General features: G+C 74.7%; 25 protein-coding genes and 1 tRNA gene. 10 read left to right on the forward strand and 16 right to left on the reverse strand.

Annotated elements, in window-relative coordinates; all coding sequences use genetic code 11:
• Window positions 1-10 precede the first annotated feature (10 nt).
• Entirely contained in the window at window positions 11-280 is a 270-nt protein-coding gene (locus O7598_RS26100; protein WP_091061192.1) for a hypothetical protein, read from the reverse strand.
• A 117-nt stretch (window positions 281-397) separates the two neighbouring features.
• On the opposite strand from O7598_RS26100, the gene O7598_RS26105 reads away from it, so the two are divergent.
• The 3 genes from O7598_RS26105 to O7598_RS26115 all read left to right on the forward strand — a co-directional run bounded on the left by O7598_RS26105 (window position 398) and on the right by O7598_RS26115 (window position 3,264).
• Window positions 398-1,054, forward strand: a complete 657-nt coding sequence (locus O7598_RS26105; RefSeq protein ID WP_269693888.1) for a 4'-phosphopantetheinyl transferase family protein — start codon at window positions 398-400, stop codon at window positions 1,052-1,054.
• Between the two features lie 75 nt (window positions 1,055-1,129).
• Window positions 1,130-2,413, forward strand: coding sequence for a hypothetical protein (locus O7598_RS26110; RefSeq protein ID WP_269693889.1), 1,284 nt, complete (start codon window positions 1,130-1,132; stop codon window positions 2,411-2,413).
• Between the two features lie 128 nt (window positions 2,414-2,541).
• Window positions 2,542-3,264 carry a VOC family protein gene (locus O7598_RS26115; protein WP_269693890.1) on the forward strand — a complete coding sequence of 241 codons (723 nt, stop codon included), beginning with the start codon at window positions 2,542-2,544 and terminating at the stop codon, window positions 3,262-3,264.
• Between the two features lie 340 nt (window positions 3,265-3,604).
• Here O7598_RS26115 and O7598_RS26120 read toward each other — a convergent pair whose 3' ends face one another.
• On the reverse strand, window positions 3,605-4,081 hold the full coding sequence (locus O7598_RS26120) for a hypothetical protein (protein WP_269693891.1): 477 nt from the start codon (window positions 4,079-4,081) through the stop codon (window positions 3,605-3,607).
• A gap of 200 nt (window positions 4,082-4,281) precedes the next feature.
• Here O7598_RS26120 and O7598_RS26125 point away from each other — a divergent pair, with 200 nt between their 5' ends.
• Window positions 4,282-4,746, forward strand: coding sequence for a hypothetical protein (locus tag O7598_RS26125; RefSeq protein WP_269693892.1), 465 nt, complete (start codon window positions 4,282-4,284; stop codon window positions 4,744-4,746).
• 42 nt (window positions 4,747-4,788) lie between these two features.
• Here O7598_RS26125 and O7598_RS26130 read toward each other — a convergent pair whose 3' ends face one another.
• On the reverse strand, window positions 4,789-6,867 hold the full coding sequence (locus O7598_RS26130; protein WP_269693893.1) for a cellulase family glycosylhydrolase: 2,079 nt from the start codon (window positions 6,865-6,867) through the stop codon (window positions 4,789-4,791).
• Window positions 6,868-7,098: 231 nt separating this feature from the next.
• Here O7598_RS26130 and O7598_RS26135 point away from each other — a divergent pair, with 231 nt between their 5' ends.
• On the forward strand, window positions 7,099-7,794 hold the full coding sequence (locus tag O7598_RS26135) for a proteasome protein (RefSeq protein WP_269693894.1): 696 nt from the start codon (window positions 7,099-7,101) through the stop codon (window positions 7,792-7,794).
• 59 nt (window positions 7,795-7,853) lie between these two features.
• Here the strand turns inward: O7598_RS26135 and O7598_RS26140 are convergent.
• From O7598_RS26140 to O7598_RS26165, 6 genes are all read right to left on the reverse strand, one after another.
• Window positions 7,854-7,927: transfer RNA gene (locus O7598_RS26140), tRNA-Ala, on the reverse strand.
• 250 nt (window positions 7,928-8,177) lie between these two features.
• Window positions 8,178-8,960 (reverse strand): divisome protein SepX/GlpR, encoded by a 783-nt coding sequence (gene sepX, locus O7598_RS26145; RefSeq protein WP_269693895.1) that lies wholly within the window; start codon window positions 8,958-8,960, stop codon window positions 8,178-8,180.
• Between the two features lie 179 nt (window positions 8,961-9,139).
• Entirely contained in the window at window positions 9,140-9,778 is a 639-nt protein-coding gene (locus O7598_RS26150; protein WP_269694985.1) for a GNAT family N-acetyltransferase, read from the reverse strand.
• A 295-nt stretch (window positions 9,779-10,073) separates the two neighbouring features.
• Window positions 10,074-11,387 (reverse strand): molybdopterin molybdotransferase MoeA, encoded by a 1,314-nt coding sequence (locus tag O7598_RS26155; protein ID WP_091061227.1) that lies wholly within the window; start codon window positions 11,385-11,387, stop codon window positions 10,074-10,076.
• Complete coding sequence (locus O7598_RS26160; RefSeq protein WP_269693896.1) at window positions 11,384-12,373, reverse strand: UTP--glucose-1-phosphate uridylyltransferase; 990 nt, start codon at window positions 12,371-12,373, stop codon at window positions 11,384-11,386. Before O7598_RS26160 ends, O7598_RS26155 begins: the two co-directional genes overlap by 4 nt.
• 9 nt (window positions 12,374-12,382) lie before the next feature.
• On the reverse strand, window positions 12,383-14,563 hold the full coding sequence (locus O7598_RS26165; protein WP_269693897.1) for a GGDEF domain-containing protein: 2,181 nt from the start codon (window positions 14,561-14,563) through the stop codon (window positions 12,383-12,385).
• Window positions 14,564-14,647: 84 nt separating this feature from the next.
• Between O7598_RS26165 and O7598_RS26170 the strand changes: the two genes are divergently transcribed.
• From O7598_RS26170 to O7598_RS26180, 3 genes are all read left to right on the forward strand, one after another.
• Entirely contained in the window at window positions 14,648-15,295 is a 648-nt protein-coding gene (locus O7598_RS26170; RefSeq protein ID WP_269693898.1) for a 5-formyltetrahydrofolate cyclo-ligase, read from the forward strand.
• A 63-nt stretch (window positions 15,296-15,358) separates the two neighbouring features.
• Window positions 15,359-15,721 carry an FmdB family zinc ribbon protein gene (locus tag O7598_RS26175; RefSeq protein WP_269693899.1) on the forward strand — a complete coding sequence of 121 codons (363 nt, stop codon included), beginning with the start codon at window positions 15,359-15,361 and terminating at the stop codon, window positions 15,719-15,721.
• A 407-nt stretch (window positions 15,722-16,128) separates the two neighbouring features.
• The gene (locus O7598_RS26180; RefSeq protein ID WP_269693900.1) at window positions 16,129-16,611 is read left to right on the forward strand and encodes a flagellar biosynthesis protein FlgA; all 483 of its coding nucleotides are present in this window, start codon (window positions 16,129-16,131) and stop codon (window positions 16,609-16,611) included.
• A gap of 20 nt (window positions 16,612-16,631) precedes the next feature.
• Here the strand turns inward: O7598_RS26180 and O7598_RS26185 are convergent, their stop codons facing one another.
• Window positions 16,632-16,814 carry a hypothetical protein gene (locus O7598_RS26185; protein WP_091061512.1) on the reverse strand — a complete coding sequence of 61 codons (183 nt, stop codon included), beginning with the start codon at window positions 16,812-16,814 and terminating at the stop codon, window positions 16,632-16,634.
• Window positions 16,815-17,490: 676 nt separating this feature from the next.
• Between O7598_RS26185 and O7598_RS26190 the strand changes: the two genes are divergently transcribed.
• On the forward strand, window positions 17,491-17,865 hold the full coding sequence (locus O7598_RS26190) for a hypothetical protein (RefSeq protein ID WP_269693901.1): 375 nt from the start codon (window positions 17,491-17,493) through the stop codon (window positions 17,863-17,865).
• Window positions 17,866-17,889: 24 nt separating this feature from the next.
• Here O7598_RS26190 and O7598_RS26195 read toward each other — a convergent pair whose 3' ends face one another.
• Complete coding sequence (locus O7598_RS26195; RefSeq protein ID WP_269693902.1) at window positions 17,890-18,372, reverse strand: DUF2231 domain-containing protein; 483 nt, start codon at window positions 18,370-18,372, stop codon at window positions 17,890-17,892.
• A gap of 116 nt (window positions 18,373-18,488) precedes the next feature.
• Between O7598_RS26195 and O7598_RS26200 the strand changes: the two genes are divergently transcribed.
• A complete protein-coding gene (locus tag O7598_RS26200) occupies window positions 18,489-19,340 on the forward strand; it encodes an oxygenase MpaB family protein (RefSeq protein ID WP_269693903.1) in 852 nt (283 codons plus the stop codon).
• A 7-nt stretch (window positions 19,341-19,347) separates the two neighbouring features.
• Here the strand turns inward: O7598_RS26200 and O7598_RS26205 are convergent, their stop codons facing one another.
• From O7598_RS26205 to O7598_RS26225, 5 genes are all read right to left on the reverse strand, one after another.
• A complete protein-coding gene (locus O7598_RS26205; protein ID WP_269694987.1) occupies window positions 19,348-20,181 on the reverse strand; it encodes a RecB family exonuclease in 834 nt (277 codons plus the stop codon).
• A gap of 132 nt (window positions 20,182-20,313) precedes the next feature.
• Window positions 20,314-20,928 (reverse strand): MarC family protein, encoded by a 615-nt coding sequence (locus tag O7598_RS26210; RefSeq protein WP_269693904.1) that lies wholly within the window; start codon window positions 20,926-20,928, stop codon window positions 20,314-20,316.
• A gap of 31 nt (window positions 20,929-20,959) precedes the next feature.
• The gene (locus O7598_RS26215; RefSeq protein ID WP_269693905.1) at window positions 20,960-21,826 is read right to left on the reverse strand and encodes a PHP domain-containing protein; all 867 of its coding nucleotides are present in this window, start codon (window positions 21,824-21,826) and stop codon (window positions 20,960-20,962) included.
• Between the two features lie 10 nt (window positions 21,827-21,836).
• A complete protein-coding gene (locus O7598_RS26220; protein WP_269693906.1) occupies window positions 21,837-23,114 on the reverse strand; it encodes a hypothetical protein in 1,278 nt (425 codons plus the stop codon).
• Complete coding sequence (locus tag O7598_RS26225) at window positions 23,111-23,998, reverse strand: SigE family RNA polymerase sigma factor (RefSeq protein WP_269693907.1); 888 nt, start codon at window positions 23,996-23,998, stop codon at window positions 23,111-23,113. Before O7598_RS26225 ends, O7598_RS26220 begins: the two co-directional genes overlap by 4 nt.
• Between the last annotated feature and the right edge of the window lie 32 nt (window positions 23,999-24,030).

The raw sequence follows: 24,030 nt of genomic DNA on the forward strand, positions 1-24,030 counted from the left end.
GCGCCGAGGCTCAGACCGGGCGCGGACCGCGCGGCACCCAGCCGATGAACCGGTCCTGCAACGCGGTGACCGGCGCGGTACGCAGGTCGTGCGTGGCGGCCGCCAGGCAGGACCCGAGATAGACGCTCAACGACGCCCGGTCCACCTGGTACTCGATCAGCAGGTGCCGGCGTTTCGTGGCGCAGGGCCAGTCGTCGCCGCACGAGCCGCAGGTCCAGTCGGGCGTCACGGGGACGTGCTCGCCGGACCGTGGTTCCGACGCCTCCACACCGGGGGTCATCGGCCACTCCTTCCATCGATCTCTACGCTGCCTCCCCCCGCAACGTTCCTTCAGCGCCACAGCGCGCTCCGGCGTTACGGTACGGTCACCGCGTGTTCCCGTCACCCACCGACGCTCGTGCGTGATCTGTTGCCACCCGCCGTCGCCGTGGCGGTGGCGGGCCCGGCCGACTGGTCCGGCGAACTCCTGCCGGCCGAGCAGGCCGCGCTGGGCGAGCGTGCCGTGCCCAGCCGCCGACGCGACTTCACCGCCGGCCGGGCGTGTGCCCGCCGGGCCCTTGCCACGCTCGGCCTGCCGGTCACGCCGGTGCCCGCCGGCGCCGACCGCGCCCCGGTCTGGCCGGCCGGCGTGGTCGGGGCGATCACCCACACCGACGGCTACTGCGCGGCCGCCGTCGCCCGCGCCGCCGACCTGCGCGCGGTCGGCATCGACGCCGAGCGGCACCGCCCGCTCTCCGAGGGGGTACGCCGCAAGGTGTGCCGGCCCGACGAGGAAGCGGACCTGGCCCGGCTGCCGGCCGGTCCACCCTGGCCGACCGTGCTGTTCAGCGCCAAGGAGGCCGTCTACAAGGTCTGGTACCCGCTCGTCGGCACCTGGCTGGGCTTCCCGGACGCCCGGGTCACGCTCGACCCCGACGCGGGCACGTTTCACGCGGAGATCTCCCCGGCCCGGCTCGCCGCCGCTCCGGTGTCCGATCCGCCGCCGTCGGTGACCGGACGGTTCGCGGTGGACGACGGCCTGGTGCGCACCGCCGCCGTCCTGGCACACCGGTGAGGGCCTGACGGCCGGGTTGCCCCCGGCTTGTACCGTCGTTCCGACTGAAAATCCCGAAGGTGCCCAAGGAGTACGGTGAGCAACCCTCAGCCTCCGTCCGGGTCGCAGGACCCGAACCAGCAGCCGCAGGAACCGCCGACAGAGGCGTTTCCCACCGCGCCGATGCCGCCGGCCTCCGGCAGCCCCTGGGCGCCGCCCGCCGCGGACGCGCAGCCCACCTCGGGCGCGCCGCAGCAGCCGACCTCCGGGGCCCCCGCCTCCGGTGCGCCGCAGGCGCCCACCTCGGGCACGCCCTACCCGGCGCCACCCACCGAGGCGTTCCCGCCGGCACCACCCACCGAGGCGTTCCCGCCGGCACCGCCGACCGAGGCGTTCCCGCCGGCACCGCCCACGGCCGCCTTCCCGCCGGCACCGCCGACCTCGGGTTCGCCGTACCCGCCGCCGGGCGGCGCCCAGGCGCAGCCGGGCAGCTCCTACCCGCCGCCGGGTGGCGAGTACCCACAGGCCGGTGGCTACCCGCCGCCGGGTGGCGAATATCCGCAGGCCGGTGGCTACCCGCCGCCTGGTGGCTCGTACCCGCCCGCGGGTGGGGGCTACCCGCCGCCCGGCGGGGCGCAGCCGCCGTACCCGCCCACCTCGGGCGCGCCCTATCCGCCGCCGGGGCAGTACCCGCCGGGTGAGGCGTACCCGGCCGGGCCGTACCCGCCCCCGCCGGGGCAGCCGTTCGGGCCGCCGGCCAAGAAGTCCAACAAGAACGTCTGGATCACGATCGGCATCGTGGCGGCGGTCCTGCTGCTGCTCTGCTGCGGCGGCGGCATCTTCGCCATCTACAGCGGGGCGAAGAAGACCCAGGAGGCGATCGACAGCCTGCCCACGCCGGGCGTCACCTACAGCGACCCGGTCGACGCCCCGACCACCGGCGCGCCGTCCGCCACGCCGCAGCCGGGCACCACCGACAACGAGACGTTCAACATGCCGGCCGGCGACAAGCTCATCATCAACGACGACGAGGGCACCATCGAGATCACGGTCGGCAACTTCCGTACCAAGGACGCCGCCTGCCGGGAGTTCATGCCCGGCCCGAAGAACGGCATGTTCCTGATCGCCGACGTGACCGCCGAGATCACCAAGGGCACCGGCTCGATCAACCCGTTCTTCTTCACCTGGAAGGGATCGGACGGCACCGAGGAGAGCGGCATCGGCGGCGCCTTCTCCGGCTGCGGCAAGCTGATGACGTCGGGCAACAACCTGCCGGTCGGCTCCAAGCGCAGCGGCCAGCTCATCTTCGACGTCAAGGACAAGAGCGGCGTCGTCGAGTACGAGCACAACCTGCGTACCGCCGGGTCCTGGAAGCCCTGACCCCGCGCGACCCCGCGGAGGGGGCCGGTCCCGCCCGGGACCGGCCCCCTCGCCGTTCGGACGGTCCCGCCCAGCCGTTCGGTCCTTTCCATGTGCGCGGGCCGTTCGCCGGCCGGCAGGCTCGAACGATGGCGAACGAGACCACCATCCCGCTGCTGCCCTGCCGGCTCCTCGACGACGTGGCGCCGTTCTACCAGGCGCTCGGCTTCCAGGTGACGCACCGGCAGGCGCGCCCCAACCCCTACCTGGCCCTGCGTCGGGAGGATCTGAACCTGCACTTCTTCGGCATGCCGGAGTTCGACCCGGCCACCTCGTACGGCAGTTGCCTGGTCGTGGTGGACGACCTGGTCGGCATCCACCGCGCCTTCGCGGCGGGCCTGCGCGCCGCGTACGGGAAGGTGCTCGTCTCCGGGGTGCCCCGGATGAGCCGGCCCCGGGTCCGCCGCAACCAGGACGGGCACACCGGTTTCAGCATCGTCGACCCCGGCGGAAACTGGATCCGGTTCGTGGCCCGGGCCACCGGTGGGCCTGGTGACCGCGAGGACCAGGGCGCGCTGGCCCGGGCGCTGGGGAACGCGGTGGTGCAGGCCGACTCCCGGGGCAACCCACGGCAGGCCGCGAAGATCCTCGACGGCGCACTGGCCCGACCGGACGCCACCGACGACCCCGCCGTCCACGTGGAGGCGCTGGTCTACCGGGCGGAGCTGGCGCTGCTGCTCGACGAACCGGAGGCGGCGCGGGACCTGCTGCGGCGCGCCGGCGCGGTGCCGCTGGGCGCGGAGTCGCGCGAGCGACTGGCCGACACCCGCCAGCACGCCGCCGACCTGACCGCCGCGCTGCCGACCGACTGAAACCCGCCACTCCCCCGAGATCTTGGTACGAAATGGCCCCGGGAGGGGCCGAAACGTACCAAGATCTATCCGGTCTCCGACCGGGAGCGCCTACCCCTGGTGGCCGAACGGGTGGACGCCCGCCGGGCTACCGTCCGTCGTGGTGCCGACCGAACCGCTGGCCCTGACCGCCGAGGCAGCGTTGGACCACGTCGGTCGGTCCGAATCCCGCCACCCTCGTCATGATTGGTCGTCGGTCTGTCGGCACGGAGCGCTCCGATTGACCGCTGGCAATTGCTGAGCGTGCAAGCAGACTGAGGAGCGTGACGCACCCATCACCACCGGCTCCCCCCGTATCAGCTCATCCCGCCCCCAAGCAGTCGTGGTGGCGTCGGCTCTCCGGCGGCGCGAAGGTCGCGGTCGTGTCCGCCGGCGTACTCGTGCTCTGCTGCTGCGGCGGCGGGCTCGCGGCCATCGGCGGCTCGTCGGACGAGAAGCCGGCGCCGCTCACCTCCGCCTCATCCGCAGCCGCACCGGACCCCGGCCTGGCGCTTGCCGTCCCCGCATCCGGCCCGCCGTCCGTCGAGGCGCCGACCGCCCCACCGTCGGCGTCCCCGACCACGGGGTCCCCCCGACCGACGACCCGGACGGCCACCGCGAAGCCGACCCCCAGACCGAAGCGCACCACTCCCAAGCCCGTGCCGAAGCGGACCACAAGCGCCCCCCGGACCACGAAGCCGTCGAGCGGCACCACGAAGGGTGCCGTCCACCCGGGTGCCTTCTGCACCCCGGAGGGGGCGCTCGGCCGCACGGCCAAGGGCACGTTGATGCGCTGCACGCGCAAGGCCGGCGAGGACCGGGCGAGGTGGCGCGCCGCCTAGCGTGAGACCAGCGGCATCTTGAACTGGACAGCGCACCGGATGGCGGTACGCCGACGATGCGCACACCGTCTCCGATGAGGTGGTCGTCCACATCGACAACCGGTGACCGGGCCGGGCGCGGACGGTGGGCCGACGATCCCGCACCTATGCTGGGTCGATGGTTCTCGCGGATGTGACCGGCTCCTGGGCCGGCACCAACGGCTTCCGGATGATGCCCGCCGACCCGCTCGTCGAGTCACCGGCCACGCTGGCCGTCGCGACCGCCGCCGGCGGTCACCTGACCACGGTGGCGTACTCCTGGGCGCATCCGGACGACGGCCCGCAGGACGGCCTGGTGGTGATCGCCGCAGGCGAGTCGCCGGGTTCGCTGGCGGCCTGGTGGGGCGACTCGTGGCACCAGCAGCCGACGGCGATGACGCTGACCGGGACGGCGGGCGGGGCGGCCACAGTCGAGCTGACCGGCGAGTACGGCGGCGGTTGGGCCTGGCGGATCGTGTTCGAGGCGGTCGAGCCGGGTCGTCTGCTGATGCGGATGGACAACGTGGTCCCGGCCGACCAGGCCGAGCCCGACGCGCCCGCCGGCCCGTACCCGGTCATGGTCACCGACCTGCGCCCCGCCTGACCGCTCCCCGGCGGCGGAGGCCGCCGGGGAGCCGGGCCGGTGTCAGCTCACCGTGCCGGTGACGGTGCCGCCGGACCTGGTGACGTAGTAGGTCAGCTTGGTGCCGCTCCAGAAGTGGAACGTCAGGGTGACCCGCTGGCCGTCGTTGACCTCGGCGAAGAACTCCGGCTTCAAGGTGATCGTGTTGCTGCTGTAGTTCGGCGTGAACGTCACGTCGAACTCCTTGAACGGGGTCCAGTTCTGCGGGCCGGCGTTGCTGCCGTCCGCGTACTTCGCCTCCATGGTGGCCAGTTGGTCACCCCGGAACTGCGCCGGTAGGTCGAACCCGCCGGTGGGGCCGGTGGCGTTGCCGAGCACCGGCGGGTCGTACGTGATGATGCTGATCCGCCAGGGCACGCCGGTGGAGAAGCGGGCCTGGAGGTTGGCGTTCACCCCGTAGGCGCGGGAGCCGACCAGCCGGGTGAGCGCCGACGCGGTGAGCGTGAGGGTGCTGCCGGAGACCGTGTAGTCGGTGCCGTTGGCCAGGTCGGTGGTGCCCTGCCGCAGCCCTTGGAACGTGGTGCCGTTGAGGTTGAGGGTCAGGCTCTTGGCGGTGATCGTGCCGGTGCGCGGCACGTACACCTGGTCGCGGGACGCGGTGCCGGAGCGGGTGGTCCAGCTCGACCTGATCTGCGCGAACAGCTCCGGGTCCTTCCACACGAAGGAGGTGCGGTCGAAGTGCTGGCCGTTGTCCCAGAGCTGGGTGGTGAGCTTTCGGCTGCGCGCGTAGTGGCCGAGGAACTCGAAGAACTTCAGCTTCTCGCCCTGCTCGATGGTGCCGGTGTGGCGGTCGAAGCCGAGCAGGCCGTACTCGCCGATGATCACCGGGATGTTCCGGGTGACGAACGCGGTGTAGACCCGGTCGAACTGGTCGGTCAGGTCCTGCTGCACGGTGGCGTCGAACGTCGTGCCGCCGGCGATGTTCACGCTGAACGGCCAGTAGCCGTAGAAGTGGACGGTGGCGATCAGGTTCGGGTCGTTCAGCGTGTTGAACGTGCTGACCAGTTCGTCGACCCGGGCCTGCTCGGCCGAGGTGTGCAGGGTGGGCAGCACGAGCAGCCGGGTGGCGTTGTTGCCGCCGGACTGGCGGACGATCCGCTGGAACGAGGTGTTCAGCTCGTTGAGCAGGGTGGCGTTCTGCGCGTCGCCGGAGCTGCCGGTGAACTGCGGCTCGTTGACGCTCTCGAAGATCAGCTTCGACGAGGAGCCGCGGAAGGCGGCGGCGATCTGCGTCCAGAGCGCGTTGTAGCGGTTCAGCACGGTGGTGCGGTCGGTGGGCATCGTGTTGATCCACTGCCACGAGTCGTGGTGGATGTTGATCACCACGTAGAAGCCGTCCGCGAGGGCCCAGTCGACCACCTCGCGTACCCGGCTGAGCCAGGCGGCGTCGATGGTGTAGTTCGGGGCGGCGCCGTGGTGGTTGCTCCAGGTCACCGGGATCCGGATGCTGTTGAAGCCCTGCGCCCGCACGTTGTCCAGCAGCGCCTGGGTCACCCGCGGGTTGCCCCAGGCGGTCTCGTCCGCGCCGACCGCGTCGAACGAGTTGCCGAGGTTCCAGCCGGGCTGCATGGCGGCGACCGCCGCCATGGCGTTGCCGGCCGGCGGCGGCGTGGTGGGTGGCGGGGTCGTGGGCGGCGGCGTGGTCACCGGCGGGGTGGGGCTGGGCGGCGCGGTGGTCCCGACGACACCGCCGGTGCAGGCGACGCCGTTGAGCGTGAACGAGGTCGGCGCCGTGTTGGCGCCGGACCAGGAGCCGTTGAAGCCGAACGAGACGCTGCCGTTGGTGGCGATCGCGCCGTTGTAGCCGACGTTCGTGGCGGTGACCTGGGCGCCGGATGAGCTGACCGAGGCGTTCCACGCCTGGGTGACCTGCTGGCCGGACGGGAACGTCCAGCGCAGGCTCCAGCCGTTGACCGGGTCGCCGAGGTTGGTGACGGCGACGTCGGCGGTGAAGCCGCCGGCCCACTGGCTGGCGGTCGTGTAGGTGACGCGGCAGCCGGCGGCCGCCTGGGCGGTGGTCGCCAGGAGGGCGGTGCCGGCGACGAGTGTCGCCGCGGTGGCGGCCACGAGTCCGACCCGCATGCGGGCCCGCCTCGCGGTACGGAAGAAGCCGAGCATCGTGGTTCCTTCGGGTGGTGGGGTGTGCGCGTGGACGGGTCGGGCGGGCGCGCACCCCGCCCGGCGCGAGAATAAGTTTGGGTTCCAAACATTGTCAATCGGTGACAGTGGATGCCCTGGACGGCCGGGGGTGTAGGCGGACGGGCTGCCGGGTACCTCGCGCCCGACCCCTTACCCCTGCTCAGGAGGATCCCCATGACCGTCGTACTCGCCGTTGTCTGCAGCGACGGGGTGGTGATCGGCGCGGACTCCCAGATCACCGAGAGCGACCGCGGCCTGAGCTTCCCGGCCCAGAAGCTGCACCCGCTGGGCTCCTGCGCCGCCTGGGGCGGCAGCGGCGCGCGGGGAGTGCTCAACGACCTGCGCCCCCTCCTCCAGGACTCGGCCACCGCCATCCTCGAAGCACCCGACATCGGCGACGAGTTGCAGGAGCGCGTCCTGCCCGTCTTCAAGAAGCACTACGAGAACTACATCCCGGACGTGCCCGGCGAGGGCAGCGGCGGCGGGGTGTCGGCGTACCTGCTCGCGGCCGGCTACAGCCAGGGCGGCCCGTGGATCGTGGAGATCAACCCCAACGGGCTCATCGGCCGCTACGAGGACGTGGGCTTCCACGCCATCGGATCAGGCGCGCCCATGGCCCAGCAGGCCGGCGCGCTGCTGTCCCACTTCCGGATGACCGCCCGCACCGTCGAGTTCGGCGTGGTGGGAGTGGTGCGGGTGCTGGAGGCGCTGGAGCGGACCTCGCCGTCGGTGGGCGGGCCGTTCAGCGTCGCGTGCATCCGCGAGGAGGGCGCCCACCACCTCGACGAGAAGGAGATCGCCAAGGCGCAGAAGGACGCCGAGCGCTGGCGCGACCTCGAACAGAAGGCGCTCGACAAGCTATTCGACTGACGCTCCACACGTTCGAAAAAAGGCCGTTTCCGCCAAGCGGAAACGGCCTTTGAACTGGGTGGAGCTGAGGGGATTTGAACCCCTGACCCCCTCGATGCGAACGAGGTGCGCTACCAGTCTGCGCCACAGCCCCTCCGCCGGCGGACCGGCGCAGGTCCCACCCGGCTTTCACCGGGCGGGCCGGCGCCAAGGCTAACAGGTCCCGCCCCCACCACGCGAACCACCCCGCCCCGCGTCCCCACGGCAGCGGGGCGCAGCTCGCCCTTCTCGTCGATCTTGGAGTCGTGGCACCTCCGATAATTCGCCAACGGGGCAACCTTGGCGCCACAAGTCCAAGATCGACGCGGAGGCGGGAGGCGGGGAGGGGAAGGCAAGGGGCGGGGTCAGGCGCCCCGGCCGGACTGGTAGGGGCGGCCGCGTAGGCCGCCGGCCCGCCGGTAGGAGACCGAACCGCCGCTGGCGGCCGGCGGCAGGTCCGCCGGCCGGTCCAGGCCCATCGCGGTACGCCGGACCGCCTCCCGCTGGGCGGCCAGCCGGCGCTGCGCCTCCCGCCGCGCCGCGGCGCGCCGGGCCTGCTCACGACGCACCTCGGCCTGGCGGGCAGCCAACCAGGCCGCCTCGCGGGCGTCCGCGCGCCGCCGCCGGCGCTCGGCCAGGGCCCGCTGCCGCAGGTGTACGACGTACGCGACGAGCAGCGCGCCGGTGACCGAGACGCTGATCCAGAACCCGGGACCGACCAGCATCACGCCGACCAACTCGACCAGGTTGAGCAGGAGCAGCGCGGCGAGCACCCGGCGGCGACGGTAGACCGCCGGAGTGTGCCGGCGTCGGGGCGGGTGCCGTCGGCGGGACTGCGCCGGGACCGCCGAAACGGGCCGGAGTCGGCCGGAGCGCCGCCGGACCGGCGGGGCGGAGACCGGTCGGGCAAGACCGCCCGTGTCGGAATTCTCACTCAAGGTGACGACAAGTGCGCGCGGCGGGTGCAGCGGGCGGCGTCCGGGCACGGTGCGGCGACGACGCTCGCGCTGGAGCACCCGCGCCGTCGACTGCGCCCGCTCCGCCACCAGCCGCTCGGTGGCGTCGTACCGGCGGACCAGCGCCGGAGCGAAGGCGAGCAGACCGGCGGCGGCGAGGACGGCGAGGAGCACCGACGTCGGCACCCTCACCCCTCCCGTCACCAAGTTCGGGGCGAGCGCCACACGACCGCAACTTCTTCCGTCGACTCTCGTTAACGGCGCACATCATGCGGGCGGACAGCGCTTGCCACAGCTTGCAGTTACTTGAGGTTACGGGCCGCCGACCCGGTTCACCGTGCGCCGCGCCGGGCGCTCACCGCCCGAAGGGGTCAACGCCGGTTGTCACGTACGCGGTGCCAACGGGCCAGCAGCCCGCCCTCGGCGGCCACTTCCTCGCCGGTCATCGCGTATCCGATGTGGTCCCGCCAGGCACCGTCGATGTGCATGTACCGCACGTGGTAGGCCTCCTCGCGGAAGCCCAGCTTCTCCACCACCCGCCGGGACGGCACGTTCTCCGGCCGGATGTTCACCTCGATCCGGTGCAGGCCGCCGGGGCCGAACGCGTGGTCCACGGCGAGCGCGACAGCGGTCGGAATCACACCCCGGCCGGCCACCCGGGAGTCGACCCAGTAGCCGACGTACCCCGAGCAGAACGCCCGCCGCACGATGCTGCCCACGTTGAGGTGGCCGACCAGCCGCTCCTGCCCGCCCTCGCGCAGGCAGACCGCGAACGGCATGCCGTCGCCGGTGCGCGCGGACTTCCGCTGATCGGCGTGGACCAGGCGGAACGCGGCCGGAGAGTTCGTCTCGTCCCACCCGCCCGGCACATGCGACTCCCACGGGGCCAGCCACTCCCGGTTGGCCCGCCGGATCGCCGACCAGGCCAACGCGTCGGAGCGCCGGTAGGGCCGCAGCACCACCGGACCGTCCACCAGCACCGCCGGCCACCCCGGCGCCCGCCGGAACATCACCGGGCGCTCATCGAGCCGGAACCGTTCGCGACTGCGGGGCTCCGCTTCGCTGCACTCCTCGCGCTCACCGAGCCGGAACCGTTCGCGACTGCGGGGCTCCGCTTCGCTGCACTCCTCGCGCTCACCGAGCCGGAACCGTTCGCGACTGCGGGGCTCCGCTTCGCTGCACTCCTCGCGCTCACCGAGCCGGAACCGTTCGCGACTGCGGGGCTCCGCTTCGCTGCACTCCTCGCGCTCACCGAGCCGGAACCGTTCGCGACTGCGGGGCTCCGCTTCGCTGCACTCCTCGCGCTCACCGGCGCCGGTCCAGCAGGAGCACGTCCACGGTGGAGCCGGCGGCGGCGGTGGTGACCCGCTCGCCGAGCACCAGCAGGCCGTTCGCCTCGGCCAGGCCGGAGAGCGTGAAGGGGCCGCCGGTCAACGGCTGCACGGTGTAGCCGCCGCCGCGCCGCTCGGCGACGTGCGCGGGGCGGAACTCGCGCAGCCCCACCGGGGACGCGACGGTCTCCAACAGGTGCGCGCGCACGCTCGGCCGGAACACCGGCTCGGCGCCGGCCAGCAGTTGGATGGCCGGGCGCGCGAGCACCTCGAAACCGATCAACGCCGCGCCGGGCTCACCGGGCAGACACACCACCGGCACCTCCTCGGCGCCGACCGTACCGAACCCGAGAGCCGTTCCCGGATAGAGGGCCACCTCTGTGAAGGAGACCGGGCCGGCCCGCCCGCCGTCCCGGCGGGACAGGATCCGGCGGACCATGTCGCCCGGGCCGGTGCCGGTGCCGCCGGTCGTGATGATCAGGTCAGCCCGCAGCGTCTGGTCCTCCAGCAGGCCGCGCAGCGCCTCCGGATCGTCGTCACAGATGCCCACCCGGTACGCGAGCCCGCCCGCCTCGGCCGCCGCCGCGGTCAACGCGTGCGAGTTGGTGTCCACCACCTGGCCGGGCTGGCTGCCCCGGCCCACGTCGACCAGTTCGTCGCCGGTGGCCACGATTACCACCCGCGGGCTGGGCCGCACCACCACGTGCCCGATGCCGGTGGCCGCGAACACCGCCACCAGGGCCGGCGAGACGTACGCGCCGGCGCGGGCGAGCAGCGTGCCGGCGACCAGCTCCTCCCCGGCGCGGCGCAGGCCGTACCCGCGTTTGGGGGCGCGGAAGATCTCCACCGCGGCCATGCCCTGGTCGGTCCACTCGACCGGGACCACCACGTCCGCGCCGATCGGCAGCGGCGCGCCGGCCGCCACCGAGAAGCACGCCCCGGGGGTGAGCCGGACCGGTCGCCAGCTCGCCGCGCCCAGGTCACCGACCACGTTGAGCCGGATGCTGCGCCCGCCGGGCATACCGGAGGGGGCCGGGACGTAGCCCGGCCCCCGGCTCCCTCCGGAGATGTCCTCCCAGCGCGCGGCGTACCCGTCCACCGCCGCCTGGTCGAAGGCGGGGAACGAGTGCGGGGCGACCACGTCCTCGGCGAGCACGTTGCCGTACGCCTGGGTCAGGTCGAGGTCGAGCGGAGGCAGCGCGCGTAACCTGCGCAGCACACTGCCCAGGTAGTCGGCGAGCGGCGTCAACTCGTTCGCGGCCGCCTCGGCGTCGGCCGTCGCGGTCATGTATTGGCACCGCCGGACGCGTCGCGGATCCCGTTGAGGACCGCCGCGGTGACCGTCTCGTCGCCGTTGTTGACGAACTCGGCCAGCCACTTGCGGAACTCGGCGCCCAGGTCCTCGCGCTCGGCGGCGATCTGGACCACGGTCTGCAGGTAGCCGAGCGGCATGCCGGTGTCGTAGCGGGTGCCCCGGTAGACGATGGCGTGCACCGGCACGCCCTCGGTGCGCAGCAGCTCCATCGCGTCGGTGAGCTGGATCTCGCCGCCACTGCCCGGTTCGGTGCGCCGGATCGCGTCGAAGATCCGCCCCGGGAGCACGTACCGGCCGAGGACGGCCAGGTTGCTGGGCGCCTCGTCCGGGCTGGGCTTCTCGACCATCCCGGTGACCTTGACGACCTCGGCGATGTCGGAGTATTCGGACTCGGCCGGCTCGACCGAGGCGATGCCGTAGCGGCTGGTCTCGGCGGGGTCGACCTCGAAGAACGCGAGCACCACGCCGCCGGTGCGGGCCTGGAGCTCCAGCATGGCCGGCAGCAGCGGCTCGGAGGGCTTGACGAACTCGTCGCCGAGCAGCACCGCGAAGGGCGCGTCGCCGACGTGCGACTCGGCGTAGCCGACGGCGTGGCCCAGGCCGAGCTGCTCCGGCTGGCGGCAGGTGTAGATCGCGGCCAGCTCCTCGGTGCGCTTCACCGCGGCCAGCAGCTCGGGCTTCTTGGCGAGCCGTTCCTCCAGGTCGGGCCGCCGGTCGAAGTGGTCGACCATCGAGGTCTTGCCCCGCCCGGTGATCAGCAGCACGTCGGTGATGCCGGCCTGGGTGGCCTCCTCGACGATGTACTGCAGAACCGGCCGGTCGACGACCGGCAACAACTCCTTGGGGACCGCCTTGGTGGCCGGCAGGAACCGGGTGGCCAGGCCGGCGGCCGGGATGACGGCCTTGACCGCGCGGGAGCGACCGGAGGCCGCTGAGGGGTTCGCTGAGTGCTCCGACATGCCGCGAGACTATCGGCCACGGCTCTGCCGCGGCGGGTGAGGACCGGAAGACGCGCCGCCCGGTGCGGCGCTCGCCGGGTCCGCCGTGCCCGCCCTCGGCAGCCCGTCGGGTGGGCTGACCGTGGCCGCCACCACCGGAATCTCCTGGGTGCGCACCGGATCCCCGACCGGTGCCAGCCGGAAGCCGTCCCGCCCGGCGGCCTTGGCCGCGTAGAGCGCGTCGTCGGCCGCGTCGAGCACCTGCTGGCCGCCGCCGGCGTGGTCCGGGTAGACGGCGATGCCGATGGACACCGTCACCGGCACCCGCAGCGGCTCGTCGCCGTGCCCGTCGACCGGCACCGGCTGGTCGCGCACCACCGCACCGATCCGCTCGGCGACGATCGTGGCGCCCCGGGCGTCGGTCTCCGGCAGCAGCACCACGAACTCCTCGCCGCCGTGCCGGAACGCCAGGTCCACCTCGCGGATCACGCCGCGCACCCGGCGGGCGAACTCGACGAGCACCGCGTCCCCGGCGGCGTGCCCCCAGGTGTCGTTGACGTGCTTGAACCGGTCCAGGTCGAGGGCGAGCACACTGAGCATCCGGCCGAACCGGTTCGCCCGCTCCACCTCCCGCCGGATCGACTCGCGCAGGTAGCGGTAGTTCCACAGCCCGGTCAGCGGGTCGGTGAGGGAGAGCCGCTGCGCCTCCTCGTGCACCCGGACGTTCTCCACCGCCACCGCGGCGTGCCCGCCGAACGTCCGCAGCATGACCAGGTCGTCGTCGTCGAACTCGTCCCCGCCGAGCCGGTCGTAGAGCGCCAGCACGCCGAGCGCGGCGCTGGGCGGGGCGGCTGGGTCGCCGTCGGCCGGCGGGTGGCCGGGCCGCTCCGGGCCGCGCGCCTCGGGCGCGGCGAACGGCACCGCCACGTACGTCTCGCAGGTCGGCTCCCCGGTCGGCGCCTCCGGCGGGGTCCACCGGCCGCGCAGCGGCTCCCCGGTGGCGGCCACCGCGCCGACCACCCCGGCGCCGACCGGCACCCGCAACGTCGCCGGGTCGGCCGGGTCCTCGGTCGGCCAGCGCCCGGCCAGCCCTTCCACGCACTGGCCGACCAGCACCCCGTGGCCGTCGAGCAGCAGCACCGCCCCGGCCCGCGCGCCGGTCCCGGCGATCGCGCTGTCCAGGATCACCCGCAGGATGCGTTGCAGGTCGTGCGTGCTGGCCAGGGTGTCGCCGAGCACCACCAGGTGGTTGCGGAGCTGGTCCCGGCTGCTGGTCAACGCCGCCACGTAGCTGCCGGTCTCCCGGGTCATCCGGTTGAACGCGCCGGCCAGCCGCCCGATCTCGTCCCGGCTGCGCACCGGCACCCGCGCGGTCAGGTCGCCGTGCGCCACCCGGTCCACGGCGCCGGCCAGCTCGACCAGCGGGCGGGTGGTCACCCGGGCCAGCCGCCAGGCGGCCAGCACCGCCAGCAGCGCGGCCAGCACCACCGCGGCGACCAGCGCGCCGTACAGGCCGGGCGGGCGCTGCTCCGGCACCGAGAGCACCAGCGGCAGCGGCTGCCCCGGGGACGGCCCGACCCGACGCACGTACCGGCCGTCGCCGGCGCCGGCCACCCGGTCCCCGGCCACCCGGCGGGCGGCGGCCAGCACCGCCGCGCGTACCCCCTGGTCCTCGGTCGTGTGGGTGATCCGCCCGGGGTCGCCGAGGAGGGTGATCCCGACGCCGGTCACGGCCGCGAGCCGCGCCACGAAGGCCCTGTCGACGGGCAGCGCGGCGGCGACCGCACCGAGGTCGGCGCCGGCCGGGTCGCGGAGCCGGACCTGGACGGCGAGCGCGCCCACCGGGCCGGCCGGCGCACCGGCGCAGTCCTGCCAGGGGCCGGCCGGCCCGCCGGCGGTGGCGTAGCTGGTCCGGCCGGTCGGGTCGGCGATCACCACGGCGGCGGCCAGCCCGCGGCCGACCACCTGGTCGGCGGCGCGCGACCGGGCCGCCGGGTCGGCGACCAGCGCTACCGCGTCGGCCGCCGCGCGCAGTTGCTGGCAGAGGGCGTCGACGGAGGTACGCACGCCGGCCGCGGCCAGCCCCAGCCGCTCTGTGGCGCGGCTGCGGTCCACCGCGTTCAACGTGGTGCCCACGAAGGCCGCGCCGAGCAGCACGGGGCCGAGGACCACCACGAGGAAGGCCACCGTCAACCGCCCGCGTAGCGTCAAGCCTTCCCCCCGGAAGTTCCGCGCCCCTTGGTGCGATGCTGACACAGAGCGACCGGTAGGCAAGCGTTGCGTCAGGAGTGTTGCGTGCCGGATTTTTCGGATGAGGTGCACGAGGCGAAACGGGAGCTGCGCGTCGGGCTGCTCGCCGCCCGCCGGTCGCTGTCCGCGCCCCACCGCGCCGAGGCCGCGGCGTCCGTGCAGGCCGAGCTGACGGCGCTGGTACGCCGGCTGCGACCGGCCCGGATGACCGCGTACGTGCCGGTCGCCTCGGAGCCCGGCGGACCCGACCTGCCGGAGGTGCTGCGGGCCGCGCTGCCGCCCGGCGCCGAGCTGCTGCTGCCGGTGCTCGCCGACGACCTGGACCTGGACTGGGCCGCCTACACCGATCCGGGTTCGCTGCGGGCCGCCGGTCGAGGGCTGCGCGAGCCGACCGGGCCGCCGCGGGGCCGGGCCGCGGTGGCCGGGGCGGACCTGGTGGTGGTGCCGGCGCTGGCGGTGGATCGCCGGGGCGTCCGGCTGGGTCGGGGCGGCGGCTCGTACGACCGGGCGCTGGCCCGGGTGCCCGCGACCGTGCCGACGGTGGCGCTGCTGCACGACGGCGAGCTGGTCACGGCCGTTCCCGCCGACCCGCACGACCGGCCGGTGCACTGCGTGATCACGCCTCGGGACGGGCTGGTCGCGCTGCCGGGTGTGGGACCGGGCGCTTCCGCTGGACGAATCCGGGTGCGATGACGCACCATTGGCACTCGAAGACCACGAGTGCCAGACCGGCCGTGCCAAGATCCGGAGGAGAACGTGCCCACGTACCAGTACGCCTGCACCGCGTGCGGCCACCAGCTCGAGGCGGTGCAGTCCTTCTCGGACCAGCCGCTGACCGAGTGCCCCGCGTGCGAGGGGCGGCTGCGCAAGCTCTTCAACTCGGTCGGCATCGTGTTCAAGGGCTCCGGTTTCTATCGGACGGACTCCCGTTCGTCCGGTTCCGACAACGCCGCCGGCAGCACGAACAAGCCGGCCAAGTCCGAGTCGTCGACGTCGTCCTCGTCCGACTCCTCGTCGTCCGGATCGTCCTCGTCGTCCTCGTCGTCGGGATCCTCGGGGTCCTCGGGGGGCGGTTCGGGTTCGACCGCGAGCAAGGCCTCGGCCGCCAGCTCGTCCTGACGCTCGCGCTTTCGGAAGTGGCCGTCCCGTCCGGGGCGGCCACTTCTCGCGTCGGCGGAAAGGCGGGGCCCCCTGTTAACGCATTCGGTAGAGGCGGGGCCCCCTCTTAACAACTCTCGAGCGGACGAGCGCGCCGCCCGGCGCGGTGGCGGCGTCAGCGCACCCGGGAGCAGCGGCCGCCGAACCGGTGGTTCCCGGCGGCTCGCGCCCCGCTCGTCCACAGCCTGCCGGGTTATCCACAGGGTGAGCGCTGGGGGCGACGCGGAGCGACGGCTCGCGCCTAGCCTGCTGGTGGGCCGGGCACGGTCTGGCCCAGCCGGGACTGGTCGGACCATGCCAGGACGGTCGGGCCGGAAACGGTCGGGCCGACAGGTGGTCGGGATGCGGGGACGGGCGGGAGGCCTGCGGTGGCGGGTGCGGAGTCGACGTTGCGACCGGTGCGCTGGCGGGGGCTGCCCCGCCGCCGGACGCTGATTCGGGTGACCCTGGTCGCGGTGCTGCTGGGGCTGGCCGCCGCGGTGCTGCAGACCCCGGCCGGCTGTCCACCCGGGCCGACCCCGGCCGGCGCTCCCACGACGCCCGACCCGGCCCGCACCACCGGGTCTCCGGCACTGCCCGCCGGGGCGGTCGGCGTACCGATCCGGCTGGCCGAGCCGGCCGCCCTGGCGGTGCTGCGCCCGGGCGCCCGGGTCGACCTGCTGGTGGTGCCGGCCGGCGGGTCACCCGACCCGAGCCTGCTCGCCCCGCGCGCGCTGGTGCTCGACGTGGTGGGTGCCGCCGGGGCGGTCGACGGGTCCTCGGCGCTCTACCTGGCGCTCCCGCCGGAGCAGGCTCGGCGCGCGGTCGGCCTGCCCGAGGGCAGCCGTTTCGCCGTGGTGGTACGCGGCTGACTTCGGCGGCGGCCGGTCGGTCAGTCCCAGTGCGGCGGGCGCTCGGCGAGCAGCCAGTCGTCGCTGCCGCTGGGGCGCTCGCCCCAGCCACGGTCGGTGTCGTCGGTGGTCTGCTCGGGCAGCACCACGAAGTCTTCGCTGAGGTCGACCACGCGGTCGTCGTCGCCGCGCGGGACCCGGATGCCGGGTTCGGTCACGAGCAGCAACGATACCGCCGCCGGACGGCGGCCCGTCTCCCCCGCGCCACCCGCCACGCCGCCCGGCCCGGGCCGGGCGGGCCCGCGGGCTCGGGAGGGCAGGGTCGGCGTCGGTCGGCGTCTCGCAGCGGCCGGCCCGCGCGCGCGGTCCCGGGCCGCAGCCGGGTGAGCGCCTGGCGCGCCCGCCGAACGTGACGCGGTCGGTCCATCGACGCTCGCCGCGTCGGGCGGCCGAGTGGCCGAGGCGTTGGTAGCGTCGGTCGGCGTGACGACGCCGAGCGGCAACTCCGACGAGACCTGGCGACGCCCCGAGCAGCCGGCCGCAGCGGACGGGACACCGGACGCGGAGCGCACCGGCGCCGGCCGACCGGCCGGAGCGGGTCACGCTTCCGACAGCACGGCTGAGGAGGTGGACCCCGCCGGCGCGGACTCGGCCGTGACGCACCCGACGGTCTCGGAGACGGCCGGTGGGGGCCACGCGAGTCCCACCGGAACCCAGGCGAGCGACCCCGCAGGGGACGGCCCGTCCGACGCGGCACATTCCGAAGCAACCGGCCCGGCGGACGCCTCCGCCGCGGCCTGGCGTCCGGCCGCCGGGTCCGGCGCTTCTGACGACCGCACGGGCGACACCGGCGTTGCCGAAGCCGAGGTGCCCGGCACCGGCGCGGCCCACGGTCCCGAGGTGGCTGCCGCCGAGGGCGTCAGCCCGTGGTCGCGTGCGGGTGCCTCGGAGAGCCCCTGGGCGCGGCCGGGCCCGACCGCGCCGGCCGGAGGCTGGACCCCGACCGGCGGTGGATGGCCCGACCCGGCCGGTCCCGGGGGCCGCCCGGCGCCGGGCGGGTACGCCGGACCGCCGCCCAGCACCCCGCCGCCGCCCGGCTGGCGACCGCCGGTGCACGTGCAGGTGCCACCGCCCCGCCGGCTGCCGCCGCAGGACATGGCCGCCATGGACCGTTCCGAGCAGCGCGCCCAACAGCTCACCTACGGCATCGGGGCGGTCGTCGGCGTGGTGCTGTTGCTGCTGACGTGCCTGCTCTGCTCGCGGATCCTGTTCTGAGCGACAGCGGATCGCGAGCCAGCCTCAGACGATGCCGTCCCACACCATCTTGGCCCCGCTGTCGCCGGTCAGATAGACGTAGACCAGCGCGAACACGCCGAGCACGACCGCGACCGCGGTGAGCGCCAAGGGCACCCAGCGGGGCAGGTCGCGGGTGCGGGCGAAGCCCTTGGTGCTCAGCACCAGCAGGAGCGCCACGACCGCCAGCCCGAGCGTGAACCAGAGCAGGGTCTCGCCGTACTCGGAATGCTCGTGGATCTTCTGGAGCCCCTCGGGCGGGTAGCCGCGCGACTCCAGCGCCTCCTCCAGTTCCTCGCCGGATTCCGTCGCCACCCAGGCGAGGATCGGGGTGACCACGGCGAGCGCCAGCACCGCCCAGTCCAGCCGGGGCCGCCAGCGGGGCAGCGCCCCGTAGGCGACGGTGAGCAGCGCCAGCAGCGGCACCAGCACCACCACCGCGTGAATGACCAGGACGTGGCCCGGGAGACCGTTGACTTCCCTGAACACCGACACCTCCGGCGAGTGGACGGATTCGCGCGCGGTCAGCGTACGACGCGGCGTGGCCGCGCACCGAGATCCACGCACCGAGGATCGTTCCGGTTCACCCGTGGCACTCTTGATCGGTGGACACCGACGACATCGGCCTGTTCGGTCCGGGATCGGTCACGTGGAAGGTGCACGAGGAACCGGTCCTGATCGTCGCCGGCCTGCGCTCGCTCTACCTGCAGGCGCTGCACCCGCGCGCGATGGCCGGGGTGGCGCAGAACAGCAACTACCGTGCCGACGCCTGGGGTCGGCTGGTCCGCACGGCCACCTACGTGGCGACGACGATCTACGGCACCACCGCCGAGGCGGAGGCGGCCGGCCGGCGCCTGCGCGGGCTGCACGCCCGGATGCGCGCCACCGACCCGGTCACCGGCGAGGAGTTCCGCGTCGACGAGCCGGACCTGCTGCGCTGGGTGCACGTCACCGAGGTCGAGTCGTTCGTGAGCACCGCGCGGCGGGCCGGGCTCGCGTTGACCGACGACGAGGTGGACGGCTACTACACCGAGCAGCGCCGGTCGGCCGCCCTGGTCGGGCTGGACCCGGCGGCCGTGCCGGGCACCGCCGCCGAGGTGGAGGCCTACTACCGGGACGTACGCCCGGAGCTGCGGATGACCCGGGAGGCGGCCGAGACCGCGCTGTTCCTGACCGCCCCGCCGATCCCGTGGAAGCTCAGCCCGACGGTGAAGCTGGGCCTGAACCTCGGGCCGCCGCGCTGGGCGTACCTGGGGGTGGCCGGCACCGCGCTGGGGCTGCTGCCGCCCTGGGCGTTGCGGCTCTACGGCGGGCTGGGCCTGCCCACCACCGCGCTCTCGGCGGAGGTTGGCGTGCGGGCGTTGCGGCTCGCCCTGGGGGCAGTGCCGCGACGTTACCGGGAGGGGCCGTTGCAGCAGGCGGCCAAGGAGCGCGCGGCCCGGCTCGCGGCGGCCTGAGGCATCCTCAGTCGGCGTCGGCGTAGCGTTCGACGGCCGACCACGGGTCCTTGCCGGGGGCCTGCGCGCCGGCCGGGCAGGTGCGTCGGTAGTCGCACCAGCCGCAGCGTGGCCCCGGCTCGGTGGGGAACTCGTCGTCGGGGTCGGCCCCGCCGGCCACCGCGCGCTCGGCGGCCATGATGTCGCGGGCGGTCTCCTCGGCGCGGGTGAGCTGCCGGTGCAGCGACTCCGGGGTGTGCTCGTGCGCGGCGACCGTGCCGGAGGGCAGGTGGTGCAGTTCGACCCGGTGGCACGGTCGCCGGAACACCCGCTCCGCCGCGTACGCGTAGAGCGCGAGCGCCTGCGAGCCGCGGGCGTCGTCGGCGTCGAGCCCGGTGCGGCCGGTCTTGTAGTCGACGATGACCAGCTCGGGCCGCCCGTCGGGGCCGGGGCGCGAGTCGATCCGGTCGGTGCGGCCGTTGAACGCCAGCACAGCGGTCTTGACGGCGACCACCCGCTCCACGCCGATCGGCTCGTCGGCCGGGTCGAGGCCCGCCACGTAGGACTCGAGCCAGCCCAGCGCCCGCCGGAAGGCGTCGCGTTCCTGCTCGTCGTCGCGGTAGCCCTCGCGCACCCAGGTGCCCTTGAGCAGGGTGCCGAGCGCCTCGGGACGGCGCCGGTCGGGGGCCAGCGCATACCAGTTCTTCAGGGCGGTGTGGACGCTGGCGCCGAGCGAGTTGTGCGCCCACGGCGGCCCCTTCGGCGGGGCCGGCCGGTCGACGTACGCGTAGCGGTAGCGCCGGGGGCAGTCGGCGTAGGCGCCCAACTTGCTGGGCGTGCAGACGAACAGCCGTTCGGGCATGCCCTCGAAGCCGAGCTGCTCGGCCTGCTCGGCGCGGGGCCGGGGCGCCCGGCCGCCGGTGGGTCGTCCGGTCGGTGAAGGTCGTCGCACACCGGAGATCCTGCCACCCGGCTGTGACACCGGACGGACGGCTCAGGCGTTGGTGAGGTACTCGGTCACGAACGCCGCGATCGCGTCCGCGATGAGCTGCACCGCGATGGCGGCCAGCAGCAGGCCGGCGATCCGGGTCAGCACCTCGATGCCGCCCGGGCGGAGCACCTTGACGATCCCGCCGGAGAAGCGCAGCACCACCCAGACCGCCACCATCACCGCGACGATGGCGAGCGCGATGGCCACGTAGTCGGTCACTCCGCCGGCCCGCTGCACGAACAGCATGGTGGCCACGATGGCGCCGGGGCCGGCCAGCAGCGGGGTGCCCAGCGGCACCAGCGCGATGTTGGAGGTGACCTGCTGGCTCGGGTCGTCGGCCTTGCCGGTCAGCAGTTCCAGCGCGACCAGCACCAGCAGCAGGCCACCGGCGGCCTGCAACGCGGGCAGGTCGACGTGCAGGTAGGCGAGGATCGTCTGCCCCGCCACCGCGAAGATCACGATGACCCCGAGGGCCAGCGCCACGGCCTGCCAGGCGGCCCGGTTCCGGTCGCGGGCGGGCAGCGGCCCGGTGAGCGCGAGGAAGATGGGCATCATTCCGGGCGGGTCGACGATCACCAGCAGGGTCACGAAGACCTCGCCGAAGAGCTTGAGATCCACGCGGACACGGTAGCCGTGCCGCCGGAACGCTTCAGCCTGAAGCGACCGGGGTCACCCCCCGGGCCAGCCCGACGATCCGCTCGTACGCCTCGGGGCTCGTGGTGTGCGCGCCGAGACGGACGGTCTTGTGCGTGCCGTGGAAGTCCGACGAGCCGGTGACCAGGAGGTCCAGCTCGGCGGCGAGGCCCCGGACGTGCTCCCGCTCGGCCGGGCTGTGGTCCTCGTGGTCGGCCTCCAGGCCGGCGAGGCCGGCGGCCGCCAGGTCGACGATCAGCTCGTCCGGGACGATCCGGCCACGCCGGCTGGCCCTGGGGTGGGCGAAGACGGGCACCCCGCCGGCCGACCGCACCAGCGTGACCGCGCGGAACACGTCGATGTCGTCCTTGGGCAGCCGGTACCGCTCCCCCAGCCAGTCCGGCCCGAACGCCTCGGTGGTGGTGGCGACCAGGCCGGCCCGGATCAGCGCCTGCGCGATGTGCGGCCGGCCGACCGTGCCACCGGCCGCGCCGGCCAGGATCGCCGACCAGCTCACCGGGATGCCGTCGGCCTGGAGCAGCCGGACGATCCGCTCACCGCGTTCCTCGCGGGCCCGCCGGACCCGGGCCAGTTCCGCGACCAGCTCCGGCGAGTCCGGGTCGAAGAGGTACGCGAGCAGGTGCAGCGGGATCGCCGGCTCGGCGCCGAACCAGCGGCAGGAGAGTTCGGCGCCGCGGATCAGGGTGAGGCCGGGCGGCAGGGCGGCGACCGCGGGGGCCCAGCCCGCCGTGGTGTCGTGGTCGGTGAGCGCCACCACGTCGAGCCCGGCCTCGGCGGCGGCTCCGACCAGCTCGGCCGGGCCGAGCGTGCCGTCGCTGGCGGTGGAGTGGGTGTGCAGGTCGATGCGGGCGGGAACGCTCACCCGCCCGACGCTACGCCCCGTCCGGCACGGCCGGGGTGTCGGCCACCACCACGGGGCGCTGCCCCGGCGACACCCCGTCGAGCGTCGACGGGGTCGGCCGCTCACCGGCCAGGACCCGGTCGGGCCTGACCCGGACCAGCCCGCCCGTGGCGTCCACGTGCAGCGCGGCGCCGACGCGGGTCCAGGCCGGAACGCCGGCCAGCAGCGGACCGGCCGGGTGGGCCGCCGGGGCGTCGGCCAGGTCGGCCAGGTCGACCAGCACGGCGGTGCGGCCGGTGCCGTTCGCCAGCAGCCAGCGCCCGTCCGGGGAGACCGCGCCGAGCCCGTCGGCGGCCAGCTTCGGACCGCAGCCGGTGCGCGTCGGGGTGAGGTCACGGGCCGGGTCGAGCAGTGCCAGGCAGGGCTGCCGCGCCGGACCGGTGGCGACCAGGCCGACCACCAGGCCGTCCGGCCGGCTGCCGTAGATGCCGCGCACGTCCGGGTTCACGGCACCGGGCATCCCGCCCATCGCGCGTCGCCAGACGCTCATGCCGACCCGGCCGGGCTGGCTGACCAGCACGTCGTCGCCGCTGAAGCCGACCGGCACGACGCCGGTCGGCGCGGCCACCCGGCTGGGCGCGATGAGCTGGCCGGCGACCACGCCGGCGGCGACCAGGTCCGGGCCGTCCCGCCAGGCCACCTGCCGCCCGTCCGCGGAGACCGCGACGGCGTCCGCGGCGGCGAGCATCACCTGTGGCGCGCCGTCGGCGGCGGCGGACACCCACCAGAGGGTACGGCCGGCGGCGGTGGCCGCCGAGGTGAGCAGCCAACCTTCCCGGTCGTGGATCCGCTGCGCCCGTTCGACGCCGCCCACCCCGGTCAGCTCCCGCCGCTCGCCGCCACTGGTGTCCAGGACGTCGCCGACGAGCAGGTCGAGTTCGGCGCGGACCGGGCCCGACCGCGGTGTGGAGGCGGTGGGCAGCGGGGACGGGGTGTGCCCGCGCGGGTCGCCGAGCACCACGGTCGGCGTGCCGCCGCGCCCGCCCGACTCGCTGAGCTGGGCCATCCCGGTGGTGACCAGCACCGTCGCCACGCCCGCAAGGGCCAGGCCGGCGAGCGCGCGGCGACGCCCGCTGCGCCGGGCCCGTCGCAGCACGGCACCCGCCGGATCGGCGCGGAGCGGTCCGGGCCGGTCGACCCGACGGGAGAGGGTCTCCCGCAGCGCCCGTTCCAGCTCGTCCTCGCCCACGAGGAGTGGACGCTCCGGACTGCCCGTCCGGTTGTCACCGGCGGGTCGGCTGCCGCTCATCGGGTCTCCGCCGCGATCCCGACGGCCGGGCGGACCTGGGCCGGCGTGGTCGGGCGGGGCGTGGGGCGCCCGGCGGACCCGGGTGGGCGCGCGGGCTGACCCGTCGTCGCGGGCCGGCCGGCGGGCGCGGCCTGACCGGCAGGCGCGGGCTGTCGGGTGGGCGCGGCCTGACCGGCAGGCGCGGGCTGTCGGGTGGGCGCGGCCTGACCGGCAGGCGCGGGCTGTCGGGTGGGCGCGGGCTGCCGCGCAGGCGCGGGTCGGGCCGGCACGGTGGACGGTGCGGACGAGACCGGACCGGCGGTCGGGGCGGGCGCGGGCGTCGGCCGCGACGCGACGTCCGGCTCGGCCGGCAGGCCCAGCGCGGCCTCGGAGCCGAGCCGGCGGCGCAGGGTGTTCAACGCCCGGGAGGTCTGGCTCTTGACCGTGCCCGGGGAGATCTCCAGCAGGGCGGCGGTCTGCGCCTCCGACATGTCCTCGTAGAAGCGGAGCACCAACACGGCCCGCTGCCGGGCAGGCAGCGCCTGCAGGTGCCGCCAGAGCGCGTCCCGGTCGAGCTGGTGCTCGATCTCGTCGACGCCGGCCCGTTCCGGCAGCACCTCGGTCGGCCGTTCACCGTGCCAGCGGCGACGCCACCAGCTGGTCGACGTGTTGACCAGGACCCGGCGGGCGTACGGCTCGATGGCGTCGATCCCGCCGAGCCGCTTCCAGGCCAGGTAGGTCTTGGTCAGCGCGGTCTGGAGCAGGTCCTCGGCGGTGGCCCAGTCACCGGCCAGCAGGTAGGCGGTGCGCAGCAGGGCGCCGGACCGGGCCGCGACGAACTCGCGGAACTCCTCCTCCAGCGGATCCCTGCTCGCCACGCTCACCTCCGCGCCCCCGTCCTGCATGGCAGGCTCCCACGGCCGAGCGGGTCGGGTCG

It is taken from the genome of Micromonospora sp. WMMC241, from assembly GCF_027460165.1.
Lineage (GTDB): Bacteria > Actinomycetota > Actinomycetes > Mycobacteriales > Micromonosporaceae > Micromonospora > Micromonospora humi.

Bases quoted from the DNA above. Each gene is read 5' to 3' on its own strand.
- O7598_RS26100 (WP_091061192.1), bottom strand. From the start codon at position 280: ATGACCCCCGGTGTGGAGGCGTCGGAACCACGGTCCGGCGAGCACGTC.
- O7598_RS26115 (WP_269693890.1), top strand. From the start codon at position 2,542: ATGGCGAACGAGACCACCATCCCGCTGCTGCCCTGCCGGCTCCTCGAC.
- O7598_RS26125 (WP_269693892.1), top strand. From the start codon at position 4,282: ATGGTTCTCGCGGATGTGACCGGCTCCTGGGCCGGCACCAACGGCTTC.
- O7598_RS26130 (WP_269693893.1), bottom strand. From the start codon at position 6,867: ATGCGGGTCGGACTCGTGGCCGCCACCGCGGCGACACTCGTCGCCGGC.
- O7598_RS26135 (WP_269693894.1), top strand. From the start codon at position 7,099: ATGACCGTCGTACTCGCCGTTGTCTGCAGCGACGGGGTGGTGATCGGC.
- O7598_RS26150 (WP_269694985.1), bottom strand. From the start codon at position 9,778: ATGTTCCGGCGGGCGCCGGGGTGGCCGGCGGTGCTGGTGGACGGTCCG.
- O7598_RS26155 (WP_091061227.1), bottom strand. From the start codon at position 11,387: ATGACCGCGACGGCCGACGCCGAGGCGGCCGCGAACGAGTTGACGCCG.
- O7598_RS26160 (WP_269693896.1), bottom strand. From the start codon at position 12,373: ATGTCGGAGCACTCAGCGAACCCCTCAGCGGCCTCCGGTCGCTCCCGC.
- O7598_RS26205 (WP_269694987.1), bottom strand. From the start codon at position 20,181: ATGCCCGAACGGCTGTTCGTCTGCACGCCCAGCAAGTTGGGCGCCTAC.
- O7598_RS26220 (WP_269693906.1), bottom strand. From the start codon at position 23,114: ATGAGCGGCAGCCGACCCGCCGGTGACAACCGGACGGGCAGTCCGGAG.
- O7598_RS26225 (WP_269693907.1), bottom strand. From the start codon at position 23,998: ATGCAGGACGGGGGCGCGGAGGTGAGCGTGGCGAGCAGGGATCCGCTG.